Raw genomic sequence first — 17,831 nt, forward strand, 5'->3', positions numbered from 1 at the left:
ATTACATGTTCGTTGCCCCCTGTTGATCTGTGCATGCTGACGACGATACTTCGGAGGTCCGTGAACCGTTCCATGGCGAACGGAACAAGGGAGGAAGCAGTGACCCTGTCGAACAAACCCCGAACGCGGCGCAGACGCTTGGGGATCGCCGCAGCCGCGGCCGGTCTCCTGGCCGCGTTGCTGACGGCCCATCCGGCGACGGCCACCCCCGACCCCGGGGACGCCCCGGCGGCCGACAAGGAGGTGTCCCGCAGCGCTCAGGCCGAGGTGCGCGAGGCCCTCGAGAACGGGGAGATACCCGGCCAGGACGAGATCGTCCACTCGGCCAACATCGAGCACCTCACGAACATCCCGAAGGACGTGCTCCCGGGCACCAACTCGGATCTCGCTTTCCAGGGCCGTTACGCCTACGCAGGCAACTACGACGGATTCCGGATCTTCGACATCAGCAACCCGAGGGCCCCGAAGACGGTCGCCCAGGTGCTGTGTCCCGGCTCGCAGAACGACATCTCCGTCTCCGGTGACCTGCTGTTCCTGTCGACCGACTCCTCGCGCAGCGACAGCAGTTGCAACAGCACCACGCAGCCGGTGACCGAGAAGTCCTCCTGGGAGGGCATGAAGGTCTTCGACATCAGCGACAAGCGCAACCCGAAGTACGTCGCCGCCGTCGAGACCGCGTGTGGTTCGCACACCCACACGCTGCTGCCGGAGCGCAAGAACATCTACGTGTACGTCTCCTCGTACTCGCCGAACGCCGCTTACCCCGACTGCCAGCCGCCGCACGACGGCATCTCGGTGATCAAGGTTCCGCGGTACGCCCCGGAGAAGGCCGCGGTCGTGGGCTTCCCGGTGCTGTTCCCGGGTGAGGGCGCGGACGGCGGCGGCAACCCCGGCGCGCCGACCAACCCCGGTGTCTCCAAGACGACCGGTTGCCACGACATCACCGTGCTGCCCTCCAAGGACCTCGCGGCGGGCGCATGCATGGGTGACGGCATCCTGTTCTCCATCAAGGACCCGGAACGCCCGAAGGTCATCGACCGGGTGCAGGACAACGTGAACTTCGCGTTCTGGCACTCGGCGACCTTCAACCAGGACGCCGACAAGGTCGTGTTCACCGACGAGCTCGGCGGCGGCGGCGCGGCTACCTGCAACGCGACGGTGGGACCGGACCGCGGTGCCGACGGCATCTACGACATCGTCGGCAAGGGCGACAAGCGCAAGCTGGTCTTCCGCAGCTACTACAAGATCCCCCGCCACCAGGCGGACACGGAGAACTGTGTCGCGCACAACGGCTCGCTGATCCCGGTCAAGGGCAAGGACATCATGGTCCAGGCCTGGTACCAGGGCGGCGTCTCGGTCTGGGAGTTCACCGACTCCAAGCGTCCGAGGGAGATCGCCTACTTCGAGCGCGGTCCGATCAGCACCGAACAGCTCGTGGGCGGCGGCTCCTGGTCGGCGTACTACTACAACGGTTACATCTACTCGAACGACCTGGTGAAGGGCTTCGACGTACTGAAGCTCAGCGACCGGCGCACTGACCCGGCCAAGCGGGTCCGCCTGGACGAGCTCAACGTCCAGACGCAGCCGGACTACTTCGACTGATCAGGGGCGGGCCGGCCGACGGCCGGTGTCTCTGTCGCGAAGAACCGTGACAGGTCTTCATCGCGTGTCCCGCCGGGCGCTTCGGCGTCCGGCGGGCACCCGAGCTCCCAGTCGAGGCGGTAGCGCCGGAACAGCTCGGCGCGCAGGGGAGCGGCCGGCATCCCCACGTTCGGCAGCACCATCGCGTACACGGCGCCCATCAGCAGGGCGCGCAGCATCGGATAGTCCGTCTCCACGTCCGACGAGCCGCGCCGGGCGACGGTGTCCCGCAGCAGTTCCGCGAGCCGCTTCTGCTCCGGGCACTGCACGAAGCCCTCGGTGTCCAGCAGCCCGGCCATGTGCTGGCGCATCAGCACGGTCCGGTCCCGGCCCAGGCCCAGGATCGCGTCGATGGCGCGCGCCATCCGCTCGCGGCCGTCGTCGGTGTGCGGCTCGCGCTCCAGGGCCTCCTCCAGCGTGCGGTGCATGAGCCGGTGCACGGCGGACTGCACCAACTGACGCTTGCCGGGGAAGTAGTACGACACCAGTCCACGCGCCGAGCCGGCCCGGTCCGCGATGTCGGCGAGCGTCGTCGCGTCGTAACCCCGCTCACCGACCAGCTCGACCGCCGCCTGAAGCAGCTTTTCCCGGGAACGCCGTCGCATCTCTTCATTGACCGAGGCGCTACGGGGGGTCATGCTGTAACTCCTGCGTTGACTGGTTGCCAGCCAACTATACTCAGTGCGTCCGGACCGGCCCCTGCGCGGCCGGAGCCGGCGGTGCCGTCTGTCTCGGGCGACACGGGGGATCGTCCGAGACAGACGGCGAATCCAGGACGGTGCGGGACAGCATCTATTCGCAACCGGTGCCGTCGCCGTCGCGGTCCAGATGGCGGCCGTATCCGGGGTCGCCCGCACGCACGGGTGCCGCGCCGGCCGCTCGGGCGGCGTCGCAGTTGGCGTAGTAGGCGCTGCCTCCACCCCCGCCTCCGTCGCCGTCGCTCGCTCCTAGTCCCGTGTCGGCCTCTGCCTCGGCGGTGACGGTCTCCGTCTCGGTGACCTCCACCTCCACGGTCTCCGTCACGGTGGGCGCGGGCTCCGGTTCCGCGGTCGTCGTCGCGGTGACGGTCGCGGTGGGCCGCGCTTCGGCCGAGGCCGGTTTCGCGTCGTCCTCGGGCTGTGAGCCGCTCGCGCCGATTCCGATCCCGATGAAGAAGGCCACGGCGATCGCGGGCAGCACATAGCGCTTCCGGGACCACTTGGGCATGGTCTGCGGCGCCGTGTACGGATGGGTCATCTCGCCCCCCCCTTGCTGATGCGGGAGGGCTGAGAGTAGTGCTCCGGTGGAGCACGTGTGAGGGAAACGTGAACGGGTCACCCGTTCGTGACCCGGCGGTGCGCCGTGGGCGGAGCGGGGTGTCAGCCCGCGAGGTCCAGGACCGGCCGCAGACCGTCGGGCCGCTCCGCGGCCGGCAGGTGGTGGACGAAGTGGACCGCACAGCCCAGCGCCGCGGCGCCACCGTCCGCCCGGCGGTCGTCGCCCACCATCAGCACCTCGGCCGGATCGGCGTTCAGCTCCGCGCAGGCCAGCGCGAACAGCCGCGGATCCGGCTTGCGGATCCGGTGCTCGTACGACAGGACGTACGCGCGCACGTACCGGTCGAGGCCGTGCGCGCGGAACACCGGGCGGAGGTCCCAGCCGATGTTGCTGACGATCCCGACGGCCACGCCCCGCTCGTGCAGCGTCCGGAGCACCTCGGCGGCGTCCGGGTAGGGAGTCCAGGCGGCCGGTGCCATATGGCGTTCGTAGAGCGCGTCGTGCAACGCCGGATCGGGCAGCGGCACCTGCCGTGACAGCCCGGTGAAAGCGGCCCGGTGCTGCGCGGAACTCTGGTCCCGCAGCTCCCACACCTCGGCCAGTTCGGCGGGTACGGCTTCCGGCGGCGCCCCGCCGGGCAGCGCCCCGGCGCGCTCCAGTGCCCGTGCGGTCTCGTCGAACTCCGACTCGGGCAGGGTGACCCCGGCCTCGCCCAGCACGGTGCGCAGCCAGGTACGGGCGGACTCGACGCGGAAGAGGGTGCCTGAGAAGTCGAACAGGACAGCGGTCATGTCCGCGATCTTAGGGAACGCGCTCCACGCCGCCGGAACCCGCTCCAGGTGGCGGCCCGGGTGCCCAGCGCCGGTGGGCCAGCACCGCGAGCGCCACGACGGTCGCGCCCAGCAGCCAGCCGCCGATGACGTCCGTGGGCCAGTGCACACCGAGCCACACCCGGGTCAGTCCCACGCCCGCCACGGACACCACGACCACGGTGACCGCCGTACGCCACAGCGTGCGGCCGGGGCCGTAGCCGTGCAGGAGCCAGAGGAGCAGGCCCAGCACGACCGTGGCGCTCATGGCGTGCCCGGAGGGGAAGGCGGCGTAGTGGGCGGAGTCGACCGGGTCGGGCCAGACGGGACGCGCGCGGTCCACCGCCGCCTTGAGCGACTGCTGCACCGCGGTGCTCAGCGCGACCGTGACCACCAGCCATGCCGCGGTCCACCACGCCGACTGCCGCCACACCAGCCACACCACGACCACCGCGCACAGGATGCGCATCGTCTGCGGGTCCCAGACCCAGTCCGTGAGGATGCGGGACGCGTGGGTGACGCCGGATTCCTCGACCGCCCACCGATGGGTGGCGCGGGAGACGTCGCCGTCCAGGTCGATCAAGGGCGGCCATTCGGCGGCGACCAGGACCAGGAGCAGGAGGGAGCACAGCGCCAGGACGACGAAGGCGCGGCCCACGGTGCGGAGGTCGGCCGGCGGGCGGGGCGGTGACTCGACGGGTGGGATGTGCATGGTGCGATCTTCGCCGACTCGTGGGGCACGAGGCCAACCCTCGGACGGATACTGCTACCCCAGCGCGCGCAATCCCGGCACGAAGGCCACCAGCACGGGCACGACCGGCACCAGCGCGGCCGTCGCCGTCAGGCGCAGCCTCCGGGAGGCCGTGAGCCGGTCCGGCGGAGTGAGCAGTCGGTGCACCCGCTGCGGCACTTGTGCCTGCGGGGCGGGGCGGGGGCCGAACACGCCGCGGTGCTCGTTGAGTTCCACCAGCGCGAGGGCGGTGGTCAGCCGCCCGAAGCGGCGGGAGGCCATGTCGTCGGCGGCCAGTTCGACCAGCCGGTGCATCTCGCCGCGGAACGCCGCGAACACCGGAACCCGGGGGAACCCGTCCGCGAGCGCGGCCGAGCAGTGCAGCAGCCAGTCGTGCCGGGCGCGCGCATGCCCCTGCTCGTGGGCGAGCAGGGCGTCCAGCTGCTGCCCCTTCAACCGGCGCAGGGCGGCGGTGGTGACGATCAGCCGGGGCGTGGTGCCGGGCAGCCACCGGACGTCGGGCCGCTCACCCTCCAGAACGACGAGGCGCTGCTCGCCGCCCGCCTCCTCGCCGGGCAACAGCGGTGCGCGGTCGATGAGTTCGGCACGCCGCCGCCGGTGCCGGGAGCGGGCCCGTGCGACCTCCCGGACCAGCATCGCCGCGGTCCACACCGCGCCGCAGGCGAGCGCCACCGCGGTCGTCGGCGCCCAGGGGCCGGCCGCGCCCAGCGCGTAGGCTTCCACGACCGCGTGCGGCGCCGGCGCGAACACATGGCCGCGCACCGCCTGCCAGGCGGCCGCGGCGCTGAGCGTCATCGACAGTCCGCAGCACAGCAGCACGGCCACCACGACGCACTGCCACACCCACAGGGCGACCACCGGTTCGCGGTCCGTCCAGTCGGAACGGGCGAGGAGCCGGGGGGCCAGGACGGCGGTCAGGGCGCCGAGCAGCAGCAGTGCCGCGGGGACCATCATGGGAGCAACCCTATGAGGGGCGGGCCACCAGGAGGTTCCGCGCGGCGCAAAGTGACGGAGACCACGGTTTCAGGACGCCCCTGGCGGCCGGCCTCACAGGGTGACGAGCATCGCGACCATGGCGATGCCCATGGACAGCCGGCAGGCCCGCGCCAGCTCGGTCCGGTCGGCCCACCCGACGGCGCGGGGCGCGCCCGCCACGGCCGGGGCGGGGAGCAGGTGCGCCCCGCCGTACAGCACATAGCCGGCGAAGTAGAGCAGCAGGGCGCCGGTCAGCAGGGGGAGCCCGGCGCCGCCGTGCCCGTGACCCGAGGCCGCGGAGCCGGCCATCACCACCGCCATGTACACCATGGCCGAGGCGCCCACCACGTGGTGCAGATGACCGAGGTCGCCCCGGGCCGCCCACGCGGAGCGCAGTGCCGCTCCGCCGAACACGGCCGCGAGGACGGGCCAGGTCCACTCAGGTGGCGTGTACACGGCCGCCGGGACGGCCATCCCGGCCATGCCGAAGGCCATCAGCGCCTCGTCCCCCGCCGCGCGGCGCTGTTCCTCGACGGCGCTGCGCAGGCGCAGCAGGCAGTAGGCGCCGGTCGCCGCGCAGAGCGCGACCATCAGCCAGCCGGGCGCAGCCGGTCCGTGCACGCGCGCCTCCCCGATCGACGGGTCCGTCGACAGTGCGTCGACGGTCGGTCCAGGAATGCCCGTTCCGCGCGGCGCGCACGCTGGCGCAAGGGTGTAATCGGGGAGCGTTCGGCGGAGCGCGGCCGGTGGGCCGGACGGTCGTGCCCGGAGCGTGCGGCCGTACGAGTGGCGATGTTCTCCCCGCACAACACGTGCTGATCTGTTCCTCGTGACCGGTGTGACCGGTACGAGCCCCCTCCCTCCGTCGGCGCCCGGAAGCCGCCCGCCGCGGCCTCACCGACGCGTCGGCCGAGCCGCGCGCCACCACCTCCGCCGCGTCGGGCGCGTGGTGGCCGGGTGCGCCGTCGCAGGAGCGGGTCGTCGCCGCTGAGCAGGCAGGACACCGTACGCTCGCGGCGACGGTGCGGCGCCGGGCCTGGTCCTGGACCGCAGAGCGGGCAGGACGACGGAGGGCGCACGGCCATGACGGGGACGAACGGACGGGGGACGGACGGACGGGGGTCGACCGGGGCCGAGGCGGGCGGTGAGGCGGCGCACGTGGCGGGCGGCACGACGGGCGACACCGTCGCCGAGGTCGTCCGGCAGTGGCGGTCCGTCCGCCCCGACCTCGACACCGGCCCCATGGAGATCATCGGCCGGGTCAACCGCTGCTCCGCACTGCTCCAGCAGGCCGAGGACGCCCCACTGCGCCACGCCGGACTCAGCCGTCCCGAGTTCGACCTGCTCGGCGCGCTGCGCCGCACCGGGCAGGAGCTGACCCCCAGCGAACTGGCCCGCGAGACGTTCTCCTCCGGCGCGGCCGTCACCAAGCGCGTCAAGCAGCTCACCGAGCAGGGCCTGGTGGAACGGCGCGGCGACGACCGCGACCGGCGGGTGGCGCATCTGCGCCTCACGGACGCCGGACGCGAACTCGTCGACGCGGTCCTGCCCGAGCAGCTCGCCTACGAGGCCGCGGTCCTGTCCGGGCTCGGCGCACCCGAGCGCGGCGCGCTCGCCGGGCTCCTCGGCGATCTGCTCCACCACCTGGAGGGGCGCCTCGGGGCGCTGCGCGTCTGAACGCCCGCGGTGCGCCCCGGACGCGCCCCCGGAGCCCCAGGACACCACACGGCGCCGCCTGCACGGTAACGGCGCCGCACAGCGCGCCCCGTCGGCGCGTCAGGTCACAGCACGGCACGGAGCCGCGGCTCAGCCCTCGTGGCCGGACCGGTGGACGCCGAGGACCGCGCCCTGCGGATCGCGCAGCACCGCGATCCTGGGGCCGTCCGGCACGGAGGTGGGCGCCATCAGGACCGTGCCGCCCGCCCGAGTCGCCGTCGCGGCGGTGCCGTCGACGTCGGCCACGGCGAAGTACGGCAGCCAGTGCGGCGGCACCTCCGGCGGGAACTTGTCGTCCATCTCCGTCATCCCGCCGAAGTCGGCGCCGGCGATGCCCCACTGCGTGTAGTACGGCGACACGTTCACGGTCCAGCCGAACACGGTCGTGTAGAAGTCCCGAGCCCGCGCGGGTTCCCGGGTCAGCAGCTCCACCCAGCCGAGCGAGCCGGGCGCGTTGAACAGGTCGGCACCTTCGAAGGCTCGCGGCTGCCACAGCGAGAAGGGCGCTCCGGAGGAGTCGGCGGCCACCGCGAACCGGCCCATGTCGAACACGTCCGTCGGACCCAGCAGCACCGTCCCGCCGGCCTTCGTCACCTCCCGGGCGGTCTCGTCCGCGTCCCGCACGCCGAACGAGACGTTCCACGCGACCGCCCCGCCCTCCTGGTACAGCGGCGACAGCGCCGCCACCGCCGCGTCGCCCAGGCGCGCCACGCTGTAGCCCCCGGCCCCTTGACGCGGATCCGTCTCCGAGCGCCAGCCGAACAGCTCGGCGTAGAACCGCTCGGCGGACTCCAGGTCGGTCGTGCTCAACTCGGCCCAGCAGGGTCCGCCGACCACCGGCTTGTTCAGCTGCATCCGACGTTCCCTCCGCCGCGCGACCCCCATCAGCACGCTATCCCCGGCCCCTGAGGGCGGCCATCGGAAACGTCCCGCGGGCGATCGCGCCGGGGCGGACCACGGTCCCCGTCGCGGGCCTCGTTCAGATTCCGGGCCGGTACCTGAGCGGATGGTCCGCGGGCACCTCCACCAGCACGATCGGGGTGCCGTCCGGGTCCGCGATCCACATCTCGATGAGCCCCCACGGCTCGCGCAGCGGCGGTCGCACGATGCCGACGCCCTTGGCGCGCAGCTCGTCGTGGGCCGCCGCCACGTCCTCGACCTGGAGCCAGAGCCGGACGGCCTGGGACGGCGGCTGTCCGACGGGGTCGGACCGGCCCGAGACCTCCAGGAAGCCCCCGCCGAGGAAGTAGACGGTGCCGCGCTCCGGCCCCGTTCCGAACTCGCGGTGGACGGCGAGGCCCAGCTGTTCGCCGTAGAAGGCCCGTGACCGCTCGGGGTCGGCGGGGCGGAGCAGGGTCCGGCTGCTCAGAACATGCACCATGCGTGCGGAGCCTAGTGCCGTGCCGGGCGAACGTTGCCTGCTACGGCACTAGGGCCTGTCGTCGAATTCCCGCCTGTCCCGCGACGCCCGGCGCGCTCCCCCACTGCCTGAAGGGCGTGGGAGGTGCCCCCGCTCGCCGCACCGGGCGAAAGCCCGGGTACGTCCGGTTCGAGGACTTCCGCCCGGCACTCTCCCAGCCTCCGGCCGGGGGACCCCGGAGCACGCACCGGACGCCGCGGGGCCGTCCTTCGGGCAACGACAGCAATGTGACGACAGGCCCCAGCGGCGGCGATATACCCTCGACCCTGCCCGAGCCGCGCCCGGGAACGCGAACGAGAACCGGAGGGACCCTCCCATGGACACCGCCGCCCACGCCGTGACCGGACTGACCTTCCGTGATGCCACGGACAGCGACGTGGAGACACTGGTCGCGCTGATCGAGTCGGCCTACCGGGGCGACTCCAGCCGGGCCGGGTGGACCACCGAGGCCGACATCCTCCAGGGGCAGCGGACCGACCCGGAGGGCGTGCGGGCCGTGATCAAGGCGTCCGACAGCAGACTGCTGACGGTGGAGCGGGACGGCGAGGTCGTCGCCTGCTGCCAGCTGGAGCACCGCGGCGACCACGTCTACTTCGGGATGTTCGCGGTCAGCCCGCTGCTGCAGGGTGCCGGACTCGGCAAGGTGATCATCACCGAGGCGGAGCGGCAGGCCCGGTCGGTCTGGGGCGCGACACAGATGCACATGACCGTGATCTCGGTGCGCGAGGACCTCATCGCCTGGTACGAGCGGCGCGGCTACCGCCGTACGGGACGGATGACGCCGTTCCCGTACGGCGACGAGCGCTTCGGCATCCCGCAGCGCGACGACCTCCAGTTCGAGCTGCTGGTCAAGGAGCTCGACGGGGCGTGACGCGGCCGCCGCTCACGCGGTGAACCGGCCGGTGCGTTTGATCTCGGGGTAGTCGGTCGTCGCGCCGTCCAGTTCCAGGGCGCGGACCAGCCGCAGGTGCTCCTGCGTGTTCACCACCCAGCCGATGATCCGCAGGCCCTCCGCGCGCGCGTGCTCCACGATCTCGAGCGTGAGCCGGCGGATGTTGAGGCAGACGGTCGCCGCCCCGGCCGCGGTGGCGCGTTCCACGATGTCGCTGCCGTACCGGCTGCCGATCAGCGCGGTCCGCACCCCGGGGACCAGCCGGGCGATCTCGGCGACGGCCTCGTCGTGGAACGAGGACACCTCGATCCGTTCGACCAGGTTCCGCTCGTGGACGACCGCCGCCAGCGCCCGCGCGGCGGCCACGTCCTTGATCTCGGTCTGGAGGGGCACCTTGACGGCGTCCAGGACCTCCTCGAACACGGGGATCCGCTCGCCCCTGCCCGCGTCCAGCGCGCGCAGCTCGGCGAGGGTCATCTCGGCGACCGGGCCGGTGCCGTCGGTGGTCCGGTCCACGTCCGTGTCGTGCAGCACGACGAGGGCGCCGTCCTTGCTCAGATGAAGATCGAGTTCGATGACGTCGAGGCCCGCCTGCTGGGCTGCGACGAAGGAACGCAAGGTGTTCTCGGGTTCGACACCCATGACTCCGCGGTGACCGATGGTGAGGAAGTTCAAGGTTCGACTCGCTTCCGTCGACGGCGGCGACACTGGCCGCGCGGAACGGGTCGGCTCTCCGCGCGACAAGGCCGCAGCCTAATGGCCTGTCCCGCCGATGAACCCCCGCCTACACGGCGGGATCGGTACGACGGCGGGACCGGGCCCGCCACCGGCATCGGCGTCCCGAGGGCAGGCGGCACCGGTCCGAGCGCCACTCCGGCGTCCGGCAGGAAAAAGTTCAGTGACCATGGGGGTGCGCAGGATAATTTCCTGGACCTCCTCTTGCTGGAAGAAACCCCGTATGCATACGGTGTCCTGACGCAAGGTTCTGCAGCGAAGGATGTGACATGACGGAAATTCTTGTGCAGGGGCATGTGGGGGAGCGGGTTTCTCCCGATGTCAGGGTGGTCGAGCATCCGTCATGGCTCGTCCTGAAGAACACCGTGGAAGAGATCCGGCCCTGGCAGTCGAAGGACGGATCGATCGACTTCGACGCCGAGGGTGCCCCGGCCGCCGCGGACGCCGAGCGCGCCGTGAGCCGCATCGCGCAGGCCGTGGAGGACCTCTCGCCGCTCGTCGCGCACGACGGCGCCTACCACACGGCCCTGGTCAAGGACCTGCGCCGCTGGGCCGACGAGGGCTTCGGCGTGCCCGACTTCCTCGACTCGCTGCTCGCCTTCCAGCCGGCGGCGGACCGCCGGGACGGCCTCCAGCACCTGGTCGTCTTCCCGATGTACACGCAGAACGGCAACCCGGACCGCAACCTCGAGGCGGTCGTGCTGCGCATGGTCTGGCCCGACTGGCTGGCCGAGCTGGAGCGCACCCGCTACGACAACCCGTTGTTCTGCGGCATCACCTTCGAGGACTTCACGGCCGGCTACGACACGAACTCCGCCGTGCTGTTCCCCGAGACCATCGCCGTGCGCGAGGCACCGGAGCGGTTCAGCTGGGGCGGTATCTTCTGCGACCGCGAGGCCGCCCGCTTCCGCCGGGTCACCGCGTCCGCGGTCGACCTGCTCGGCCTGGAGCTGCCCGAGGACATCGCCGCGATGGTCCACGACCAGAAGCGCAGCGAAGAGGCCTTCGTGCTCTGGGACATGGTCCACGACCGCACCCACAGCCACGGCGACCTGCCCTTCGACCCCTTCATGATCAAGCAGCGCCAGCCGTTCTGGATGTACGGCCTGGAGGAGCTGCGCTGCGACCTCACCGCCTTCAAGGAGGCCGTGAAGCTGGCCGAGGAGGGCGTCCCGCAGGCCCGTGACGTCCAGTACGCGGTGCTGTTCGACCGCATGTTCCGCTTCCCCGTCACCGGAGAGCGGGTGCGCAACTACGACGGCCTCGGCGGTCAGCTGCTGTTCGCCTACCTGCACAAGCACGATGTCGTCCGCTGGACCGACAATCGGCTCAGCATCGACTGGCAGCGCGCCCCGCAGGTGACCAACCAGCTGTGCGCCGAGATCGAGAAGCTGTACCGGGACGGCATCGACCGCCCCAAGCTCGTGCACTGGTTCGCCGGCTACCAGCTGGTCTCCGGCTACCTCGCCCCGCACCCGGGCTCCAAGTGGGCCAAGGGTCCGGAGGCACTGGACCTGACCCTGCCGCCGCGCAAGCTCGTCGATGACGTGCTTCCGGACGAGTTTCCGCTGAGCATGTTCTATGAGGCGCTGTCCAAGAAGCTGAAGAACGTGATTGCCTCGACCAAGGGCATCACGGCGGACACCGCCGAGCGGGTCGCCGCGTGAGCGACGGCACCAGGAACACTGCGAACACTGCTCAGGAGGCGAAGAACATGCGGAACGGTGCTCTCAGTGGTGCGGTGATCGCGGTGGCCGGCGCGGGCGGACCCGCGGGGCGGGCGACGCTGCTGCGGCTGGCCGACGCCGGTGCGATCGTGGTCGCCTCGGACAACGACCCGGAGCGGCTGGCCGAGGCCGTGGACGCGGCGAGCTTCGAGCACGGCGGAGCCACCGTGGTCGGCGACACCGTCGACCTGCTCGACCGGCAGGCGTCCCAGGACTGGGCCAACCGCATCGAGAAGGACTTCGGCCACGTCGACGGCCTGGTCCACCTCGTCGGCGGCTGGCGCGGCAGCGAGACCTTCACGAAGACGAGCCTGGACGACTGGGACTTCCTGGAACTGCTGCTCGTCCGCACCGTGCAGCACACCTCCCTCGCCTTCCACGAGGCGCTGCAGCGCAGCGAGCGCGGCCGCTACGTCCTGATCAGCGCGGCTGGTGCCAGCCGGCCGACCGCGGGCAACGCCGCCTACGCGGCCGCCAAGGCCGCCGCCGAGGCGTGGACACTGGCTCTGGCGGACTACTTCCGCAAGGCCGGGGGCGCGCAGGGTCCGACGTCGGCGGCTGCGATCCTGGTGGTGAAGGCGCTGGTGCACGAGGCGATGCGAGCCGAGCGGCCCAACGCGAAGTTCGCGGGCTTCACCGACGTCGACGATCTGGCCCAGGCCATCGTCGGTATCTGGGACAAGCCCGCCGCCGAACTGAACGGAAACCGTCTGTGGCTGACCGAGAAGCCGTGAACACCCCGAGGACCGACGCGCGTCGCCACCACGACCCGGACGTCCGCGGTTTCGCCAGTGACAACTACGCCGGGGCGCATCCGGAGGTTCTCGCGGCCCTGTCCCTCGCCAACGGCGGTCACCAGGTCGCCTACGGCGAGGACGCGTACACGGACAACCTCCAGCGGATCATCCGCAGCCACTTCGGCGCCACGGCCGAGGCCTTCCCGGTCTTCAACGGCACCGGCGCGAACGTCGTCGCGCTCCAGGCGGTCACGGACCGGTGGGGCGCGGTGATCTGCGCCGAGAGCGCCCACATCAACGTCGACGAGTGCGGGGCGCCGGAGCGGGTCGGCGGACTCAAGCTGCTGACCGTGGCCACCCCGGACGGCAAGCTCACGCCCGAGCTGATCGACCGGCAGGCCTACGGCTGGGACGACGAGCACCGCGCGATGCCGCAGGTCGTCTCGATCACCCAGAGCACCGAGCTCGGCACGCTCTACACGCCCGACGAGATCCGTGCGATCTGCGAGCACGCCCACGCGCGCGGCATGAAGGTCCACCTGGACGGCTCGCGCATAGCCAACGCCGCCGCGTCCCTGAACGTGCCGATGCGCACCTTCACCAACGCCGTCGGTGTCGACATCCTCTCCCTCGGCGGCACCAAGAACGGTGCCCTGTTCGGTGAAGCGGTCGTCGTCATCAACCAGGACGCCGTCCGGCACATGAAGCATCTGCGCAAGCTGTCCATGCAGCTCGCCTCGAAGATGCGCTTCGTGTCGGTGCAGCTGGAGGCGCTGCTCGCCCGCGACCTGTGGCTGCGCAACGCCCGTCACTCCAACGAGATGGCCCAGCGCCTCGCCGAGGGGGTCCGCGCCGTGCACGGCGTCGAGATCCTGCACGAGGTGCAGTCCAACGCCGTCTTCGCCCGCCTGCCGCACGACGTCAGCGAGCGCCTTCAGAAGCGGTTCCGCTTCTACTTCTGGGACGAGGCCGCCGGGGACGTCCGCTGGATGTGCGCCTACGACACGACCGAGGAGGACGTGGACGCGTTCGTGGCCGCGCTCAAGGAGGAGATGGCACGCTAGCGCCCCTTGCACAGCCTGCGATCACCCGGACGTCGACGACGTCCGGGTGATCGCGTTTCCCCGCCCGGCGGGACGTCATCCGCCGATCTCTTAGGTCAATGGGATGGACCGTCCGGTCCTGTATGCTGCACCGCATCCTGGTCGGGGCGGATGTCCCAGGGCCGCCCCCGGCCGGCCCTGCCTGTGGCAGAACCCTCCACCGCACTCCGAGGCAAGGCGGACCATGGCTTTCCCACTCACCGTGTCCGATGAGGTGGCCGCACTCGCGCCGGGCTTCACCCACGTCGCCGTCGAAGCGCACGGACTCGTCAACGGGCCGAGCACCGGGGCGAGCGCGGCACTCCTGGACGACGCGGCCCGCCGGCTCGCCGTTCGTCTCGACGGACGCGCCCCGCACGAGGACCCGCACCTGGCCGCCTGGCGGGAGACCTACACGGCGTTCGGGGCCAAGCCGTCCCGCACCCGCAACTCCGCGGAGGCGCTGGCCAGGAGGGCCCTCACCGGCGCCGGACTGCCCCGGATCAACGTACTCGTGGACCTGTACAACGCCGTCAGCGTCGCCCACCTCGTCCCGGTCGGCGGCGAGGACATCGACCGGATCGCCGGCTCGATGCGCCTGGTGCGGGCCACGGGCGACGAGGACTTCGTCACGGTCGACGGCGGACAGGAGGTCGTCGAGCACCCCGAACCCGGCGAGGTGATCTGGTGCGACGACGCGGGTGTGACGTGCCGCCGCTGGAACTGGCGGCAGGGTCCGCGCACCAGGCTCACCGAGGAGACCGTCTCCGGGATCTTCCTGCTGGAGAGCCTGGCACCGATGCCGGTCGCCGAACTGGTGAGCGCGGCCGGTGAACTCGCCGAGCTGCTGGAGAAGTTCAGCCCCGGCGCCCGTATCGCCGTGCACCCGCCCGCCCCGGCACGGACCCCGCCGCCGCGGTGATCCGCCCGCCTCGCTAGTCTCCCCGCCATGCGAAACGGGGGAACGACGCAGGAGGAAGGTGCCGACGACCGGCCGGGGGCCGAGGGCGGCACGGGCCGGTCGACCGCCGACGGCCCCTCCCGGTCGAGGAGGCGGCGGCTGCTGACCTCGGCGGTGGCGGTGGCGCTGCTGGCCGTGGGCGCGGCGGTGCCGCTGGTCCTCGCGGACTCCGGGGACCGGCCGCCCTGCCGGGAGATCCCCGCCTCGACCCGCGCGCTGGCCGACGACCCGGCTGCCGCCACCCGCGCCCTCGACCCCGGTGACGACATGTCCCGCTACGAGGCCGTGCGCACCCTGCTGCGGCACGAGCACCCGTGCGGCGACGGCGCCGAGGTGCTCGGCCGGGTGGTGGAGGCGGCGACCGTGGCGGCGGCCCCCGGGACCCCGCACCGCACGGCCCAGGCGCGGGGCGCCTTCGCGGTCACCGCCGCCCTCGACGGTGTCGACCTGCCCGACGCGATGGCCCCCTCCGTGGCCCGCATGCTCGCCGACTACGTGGTGGACGAGGCCCGTTACCTGACGTCCGACAGCGACTCCGCGGGCCCGGCGGTCGCCCCCGGCACCATCGAACCCGATCAGCACGGCTGGACCGAGTACGGCCGGTTCCTCGCCCCCGGTGAGGCGCACACGGACTTCCAGTACCGGGACCCCCTCTCCGGAGCCGAGGCCGACCCGGGGGACCTGATCGGTGAACTGGTCAAGAGTCCGGAGGCGTTCGCGATCCTCTACGACGCCGAGCGCGCGTACTTCGCGCACTACCTGGAACGGCTCACCGACGAGGGCGCCGATCCCGACTTCCGCGCCGTCCGACGGGCCGACGACGTGTACACGAGCACCGGGACCACCTGGCCGGACAACGACCTGGAGGACATCGCCGAACGGGTCGGCGCCCTCATGAAGCACCGGGCGCAGCACACCCGGGACGGCGCGATCGCCGACCTCGGCGCCTTCGACACGGCCGTACGCCGCCACACCCGCGGGGCCCATCGCCCCGCCGCCCGCCAGGTGACGACCCGCCCGCCCATGGGCGACATCGCCGAACGGGCGGTTTCCGGGCCCGTCCGCGGGGATCTGACGGACGGACGGCACCAGCTGCTGACCGTGCTGGACGACTGGGCGCAGGCGCGCGGCGTGCCGGAGCGGCGGACGAGCGCCATGCGACAGCTGATCGACGACGCCTACGTCAGGGGACTGTGGATGGTGGTCTGAGCGGGCGTGGTCAGCCTGTCATCCGCAGGTCGGAGCAGTCCCGCCGCCGGACCTGGTCCTCGGCGAACGCCTTCAGCAGCGCCCGCTGCTCCGCCCGCCCCACTCCCGGGATCTCGTCGGCGCCCAGGGCGAAGTTCGCGGCCTCACCGGCACACTTCGCCGTCGCGGTCAGGGAACGCTTTCGCCCGTTGTCGTCGTGGGTGAGGCGGTTGCTCCAGTCGCCGTACCAGGCGGCCAGCGTGACCCGGCCCGCGTCCTCGTCCTCGGCGGAGCCCTGGCTGAACAGCTCACAACGGCCCGTGGGCGCCGCGTCGTTCGTCCCGTCGGCCAGCCGCCACTGCTGAGGACGGGGCAGCCCCGCCCGTGCCGCCCACCCGCAGCCCGTGCCGCCGGCGCCGGTCAGCGGCACCGTCTCGGGGTCGTCCGTGGGGGCCTGGGGCCCGGCGTCGACCTCGGGTGCGGTGAGCTTTTCGGCTCCGCAGCCGAGCCGGTCGGAGGCGCTGTTGACGACCGCCACCGCGGTCTCGTACACCGCCGGGTGCCCCCACAGGGCGTCCCGTCCGAACGAGGTGCGCACCAGCATCCTGCGCGGCCGGCCGTCGTCGTCCTCGCCCAGCTCGGGGCAGGGCACCACGAACTGGAGGGCACCGAAGCCGTCGACGAAACCGGGCAGCCCCTCCGGCAGGGCGGCCTGGGGAGCGAACCCCTCCTCCCGGAAGGTGCTCAGGAACTCCCGGTCCTGCTGGTCCCGCCGCGTGTACGCCTCCGCGCGCAGCAGCATCTCGTGGTCCACGTCGTCACCCTCGAAGGTCACCACGCACCCGTACTCGCCGAGCTTTTCGTGGGTCACCGATTCGGCCTCGGTGAAGTGGGAGCCGTTCCGCGCGAGTTGCCGCACCGCGTCGCCGGGCAGCGCGCCGTCGCAGGCGCCGCGCACCAGGACCCAGTCCCGGACGTACGGCTCGGCGATCCAGCCGGCCACACCCAGCACCAACGCGGCCGTCACCGACCATGTGATCCAGCGCCGCATCGATCCGCCCCCGTAGCGCAGTCAGCAGACAACAGCCGGGCCGGGGACGCGCAGCCGTGCCGGTCCCGGCTCTCCGGTTTCCGCCGGGGACCCTATCGGCCGCGCCGCGCCACGATGCGAGGGGGTGTCACCGCGCTTCGGCCTTGCGCACCTCGTCCGGGGTGGGTGCCGAGCCGCCGAGATGGGCCGGGAGCCACCAGGAGTCCTCCGCACCGCGGGGCCGTCCGGGGTAGGCGCGCTGCGCCGCCTCCAGCAGCTCGTGGACGCGCCCGCGCAGCCGGCGGGTGATGGCACCCGCGTACTGGTCGCCGGGCGCCTCGACCGGCTCGCCGACCCGGATGGTGACCGGCAGGTGGCTGCGGCGGAAGTTGCGCGGGTGCCCCTTGGTCCACAGCCGCTGCGTGCCCCACACGGCCATCGGGATCAGCGGGACGCCCGCCTCCTGAGCCATGCGCGCGGCGCCGGACTTGAAGCTCTTCAGCGTGAACGACTGGGAGATCGTGGCCTCGGGGAAGACTCCGACGATCTCGCCGGAGCGCAGCGAGTCCAGGGCGTGCGCGTAGGCCGTCTCGCCGCGCTTGCGGTCGACCGGGATGTGCTTCATGCCGCGCATCAGCGGACCGGAGACCTTGTGCCGGAAGACGGACTCCTTCGCCATGAAGCGCACCAGGCGCTTCTGCGGGAGAGCCGCCATTCCGTTGAAGATGAAGTCCAGGTAGCTGATGTGATTGCTCACCAGCACGGCGCCGCCCGAGCGCGGGATGTTCTCCGACCCCTTGCAGTCGATCTTGAGGTCCCACGCCTTGAACATGGTGAGTGCGAGTCCGACGACGGGGCGGTAGACGAGTTCTGCCATGGGCGGAGTCTGACCCTTCCTGCTCGGCCTGGG

Annotated in this window: 19 protein-coding genes; 8 read left to right on the top strand and 11 right to left on the bottom strand. The window is 72.0% G+C overall.

Translation table 11 applies throughout. From position 1 onward, the window contains the following. Positions 1-72: 72 nt before the first annotated feature. Positions 73-1,602 carry an LVIVD repeat-containing protein gene (locus DN051_RS33460; RefSeq protein ID WP_420709134.1) on the top strand — a complete coding sequence of 510 codons (1,530 nt, stop codon included), beginning with the start codon at positions 73-75 and terminating at the stop codon, positions 1,600-1,602. Here DN051_RS33460 and DN051_RS33465 read toward each other — a convergent pair. The 6 genes from DN051_RS33465 to DN051_RS33490 all read right to left on the bottom strand — a co-directional run bounded on the left by DN051_RS33465 (position 1,590) and on the right by DN051_RS33490 (position 6,054). Further along, positions 1,590-2,279: a TetR/AcrR family transcriptional regulator gene (locus tag DN051_RS33465; RefSeq protein ID WP_053757540.1), complete on the bottom strand. Its 690-nt coding sequence runs from the start codon at positions 2,277-2,279 to the stop codon at positions 1,590-1,592. The genes DN051_RS33460 and DN051_RS33465 overlap by 13 nt on opposite strands. A gap of 154 nt (positions 2,280-2,433) precedes the next feature. Further along, positions 2,434-2,877: an excalibur calcium-binding domain-containing protein gene (locus tag DN051_RS33470; protein WP_112440409.1), complete on the bottom strand. Its 444-nt coding sequence runs from the start codon at positions 2,875-2,877 to the stop codon at positions 2,434-2,436. A 122-nt stretch (positions 2,878-2,999) separates the two neighbouring features. Further along, positions 3,000-3,689, bottom strand: a complete 690-nt coding sequence (locus tag DN051_RS33475) for an HAD family hydrolase (protein WP_112440410.1) — start codon at positions 3,687-3,689, stop codon at positions 3,000-3,002. 10 nt (positions 3,690-3,699) lie between these two features. After that, positions 3,700-4,419: a phosphatase PAP2 family protein gene (locus DN051_RS33480; RefSeq protein ID WP_053757537.1), complete on the bottom strand. Its 720-nt coding sequence runs from the start codon at positions 4,417-4,419 to the stop codon at positions 3,700-3,702. Positions 4,420-4,473: 54 nt separating this feature from the next. Continuing rightward, the gene (locus DN051_RS33485) at positions 4,474-5,412 is read right to left on the bottom strand and encodes a M56 family metallopeptidase (RefSeq protein ID WP_053757536.1); all 939 of its coding nucleotides are present in this window, start codon (positions 5,410-5,412) and stop codon (positions 4,474-4,476) included. Between the two features lie 93 nt (positions 5,413-5,505). Further along, entirely contained in the window at positions 5,506-6,054 is a 549-nt protein-coding gene (locus DN051_RS33490; protein ID WP_053757535.1) for a DUF5134 domain-containing protein, read from the bottom strand. A 462-nt stretch (positions 6,055-6,516) separates the two neighbouring features. Between DN051_RS33490 and DN051_RS33495 the strand changes: the two genes are divergently transcribed. Continuing rightward, the gene (locus DN051_RS33495; RefSeq protein WP_053757534.1) at positions 6,517-7,110 is read left to right on the top strand and encodes a MarR family winged helix-turn-helix transcriptional regulator; all 594 of its coding nucleotides are present in this window, start codon (positions 6,517-6,519) and stop codon (positions 7,108-7,110) included. Between the two features lie 129 nt (positions 7,111-7,239). On the opposite strand, the gene DN051_RS33500 is transcribed toward DN051_RS33495, so the two are convergent. After that, positions 7,240-8,004: a VOC family protein gene (locus DN051_RS33500; protein ID WP_112440411.1), complete on the bottom strand. Its 765-nt coding sequence runs from the start codon at positions 8,002-8,004 to the stop codon at positions 7,240-7,242. A gap of 124 nt (positions 8,005-8,128) precedes the next feature. Beyond that, on the bottom strand, positions 8,129-8,530 hold the full coding sequence (locus DN051_RS33505; RefSeq protein WP_053757532.1) for a VOC family protein: 402 nt from the start codon (positions 8,528-8,530) through the stop codon (positions 8,129-8,131). Positions 8,531-8,885: 355 nt separating this feature from the next. Here DN051_RS33505 and DN051_RS33510 point away from each other — a divergent pair, with 355 nt between their 5' ends. Next, a complete protein-coding gene (locus tag DN051_RS33510) occupies positions 8,886-9,440 on the top strand; it encodes a GNAT family N-acetyltransferase (protein WP_053757531.1) in 555 nt (184 codons plus the stop codon). Between the two features lie 12 nt (positions 9,441-9,452). On the opposite strand, the gene DN051_RS33515 is transcribed toward DN051_RS33510, so the two are convergent. Next, positions 9,453-10,136 carry a glycerophosphodiester phosphodiesterase gene (locus tag DN051_RS33515; RefSeq protein WP_053757530.1) on the bottom strand — a complete coding sequence of 228 codons (684 nt, stop codon included), beginning with the start codon at positions 10,134-10,136 and terminating at the stop codon, positions 9,453-9,455. Between the two features lie 329 nt (positions 10,137-10,465). On the opposite strand from DN051_RS33515, the gene DN051_RS33520 reads away from it, so the two are divergent. The 5 genes from DN051_RS33520 to DN051_RS33540 all read left to right on the top strand — a co-directional run bounded on the left by DN051_RS33520 (position 10,466) and on the right by DN051_RS33540 (position 15,912). Then, the gene (locus DN051_RS33520; protein WP_112440412.1) at positions 10,466-11,863 is read left to right on the top strand and encodes a DUF6421 family protein; all 1,398 of its coding nucleotides are present in this window, start codon (positions 10,466-10,468) and stop codon (positions 11,861-11,863) included. Positions 11,864-11,910: 47 nt separating this feature from the next. Further along, positions 11,911-12,657, top strand: coding sequence for an SDR family NAD(P)-dependent oxidoreductase (locus DN051_RS33525; RefSeq protein WP_112440414.1), 747 nt, complete (start codon positions 11,911-11,913; stop codon positions 12,655-12,657). Continuing rightward, positions 12,654-13,724 carry a threonine aldolase family protein gene (locus tag DN051_RS33530; protein WP_053757527.1) on the top strand — a complete coding sequence of 357 codons (1,071 nt, stop codon included), beginning with the start codon at positions 12,654-12,656 and terminating at the stop codon, positions 13,722-13,724. Before DN051_RS33525 ends, DN051_RS33530 begins: the two co-directional genes overlap by 4 nt. A 223-nt stretch (positions 13,725-13,947) precedes the next feature. Next, a complete protein-coding gene (locus tag DN051_RS33535) occupies positions 13,948-14,664 on the top strand; it encodes a B3/B4 domain-containing protein (protein ID WP_112440416.1) in 717 nt (238 codons plus the stop codon). A gap of 27 nt (positions 14,665-14,691) precedes the next feature. Next, positions 14,692-15,912, top strand: coding sequence for a hypothetical protein (locus DN051_RS33540; protein ID WP_112440418.1), 1,221 nt, complete (start codon positions 14,692-14,694; stop codon positions 15,910-15,912). Between the two features lie 10 nt (positions 15,913-15,922). Here DN051_RS33540 and DN051_RS33545 read toward each other — a convergent pair whose 3' ends face one another. Together DN051_RS33545 and DN051_RS33550 are read right to left on the bottom strand one after the other, a co-directional pair. After that, the gene (locus DN051_RS33545; RefSeq protein ID WP_112440420.1) at positions 15,923-16,942 is read right to left on the bottom strand and encodes a hypothetical protein; all 1,020 of its coding nucleotides are present in this window, start codon (positions 16,940-16,942) and stop codon (positions 15,923-15,925) included. 127 nt (positions 16,943-17,069) lie between these two features. Then, on the bottom strand, positions 17,070-17,798 hold the full coding sequence (locus DN051_RS33550; RefSeq protein WP_053757523.1) for a lysophospholipid acyltransferase family protein: 729 nt from the start codon (positions 17,796-17,798) through the stop codon (positions 17,070-17,072). Positions 17,799-17,831 lie beyond the last annotated feature (33 nt).

This window comes from Streptomyces cadmiisoli (genome assembly GCF_003261055.1).
GTDB lineage: Bacteria > Actinomycetota > Actinomycetes > Streptomycetales > Streptomycetaceae > Streptomyces > Streptomyces cadmiisoli.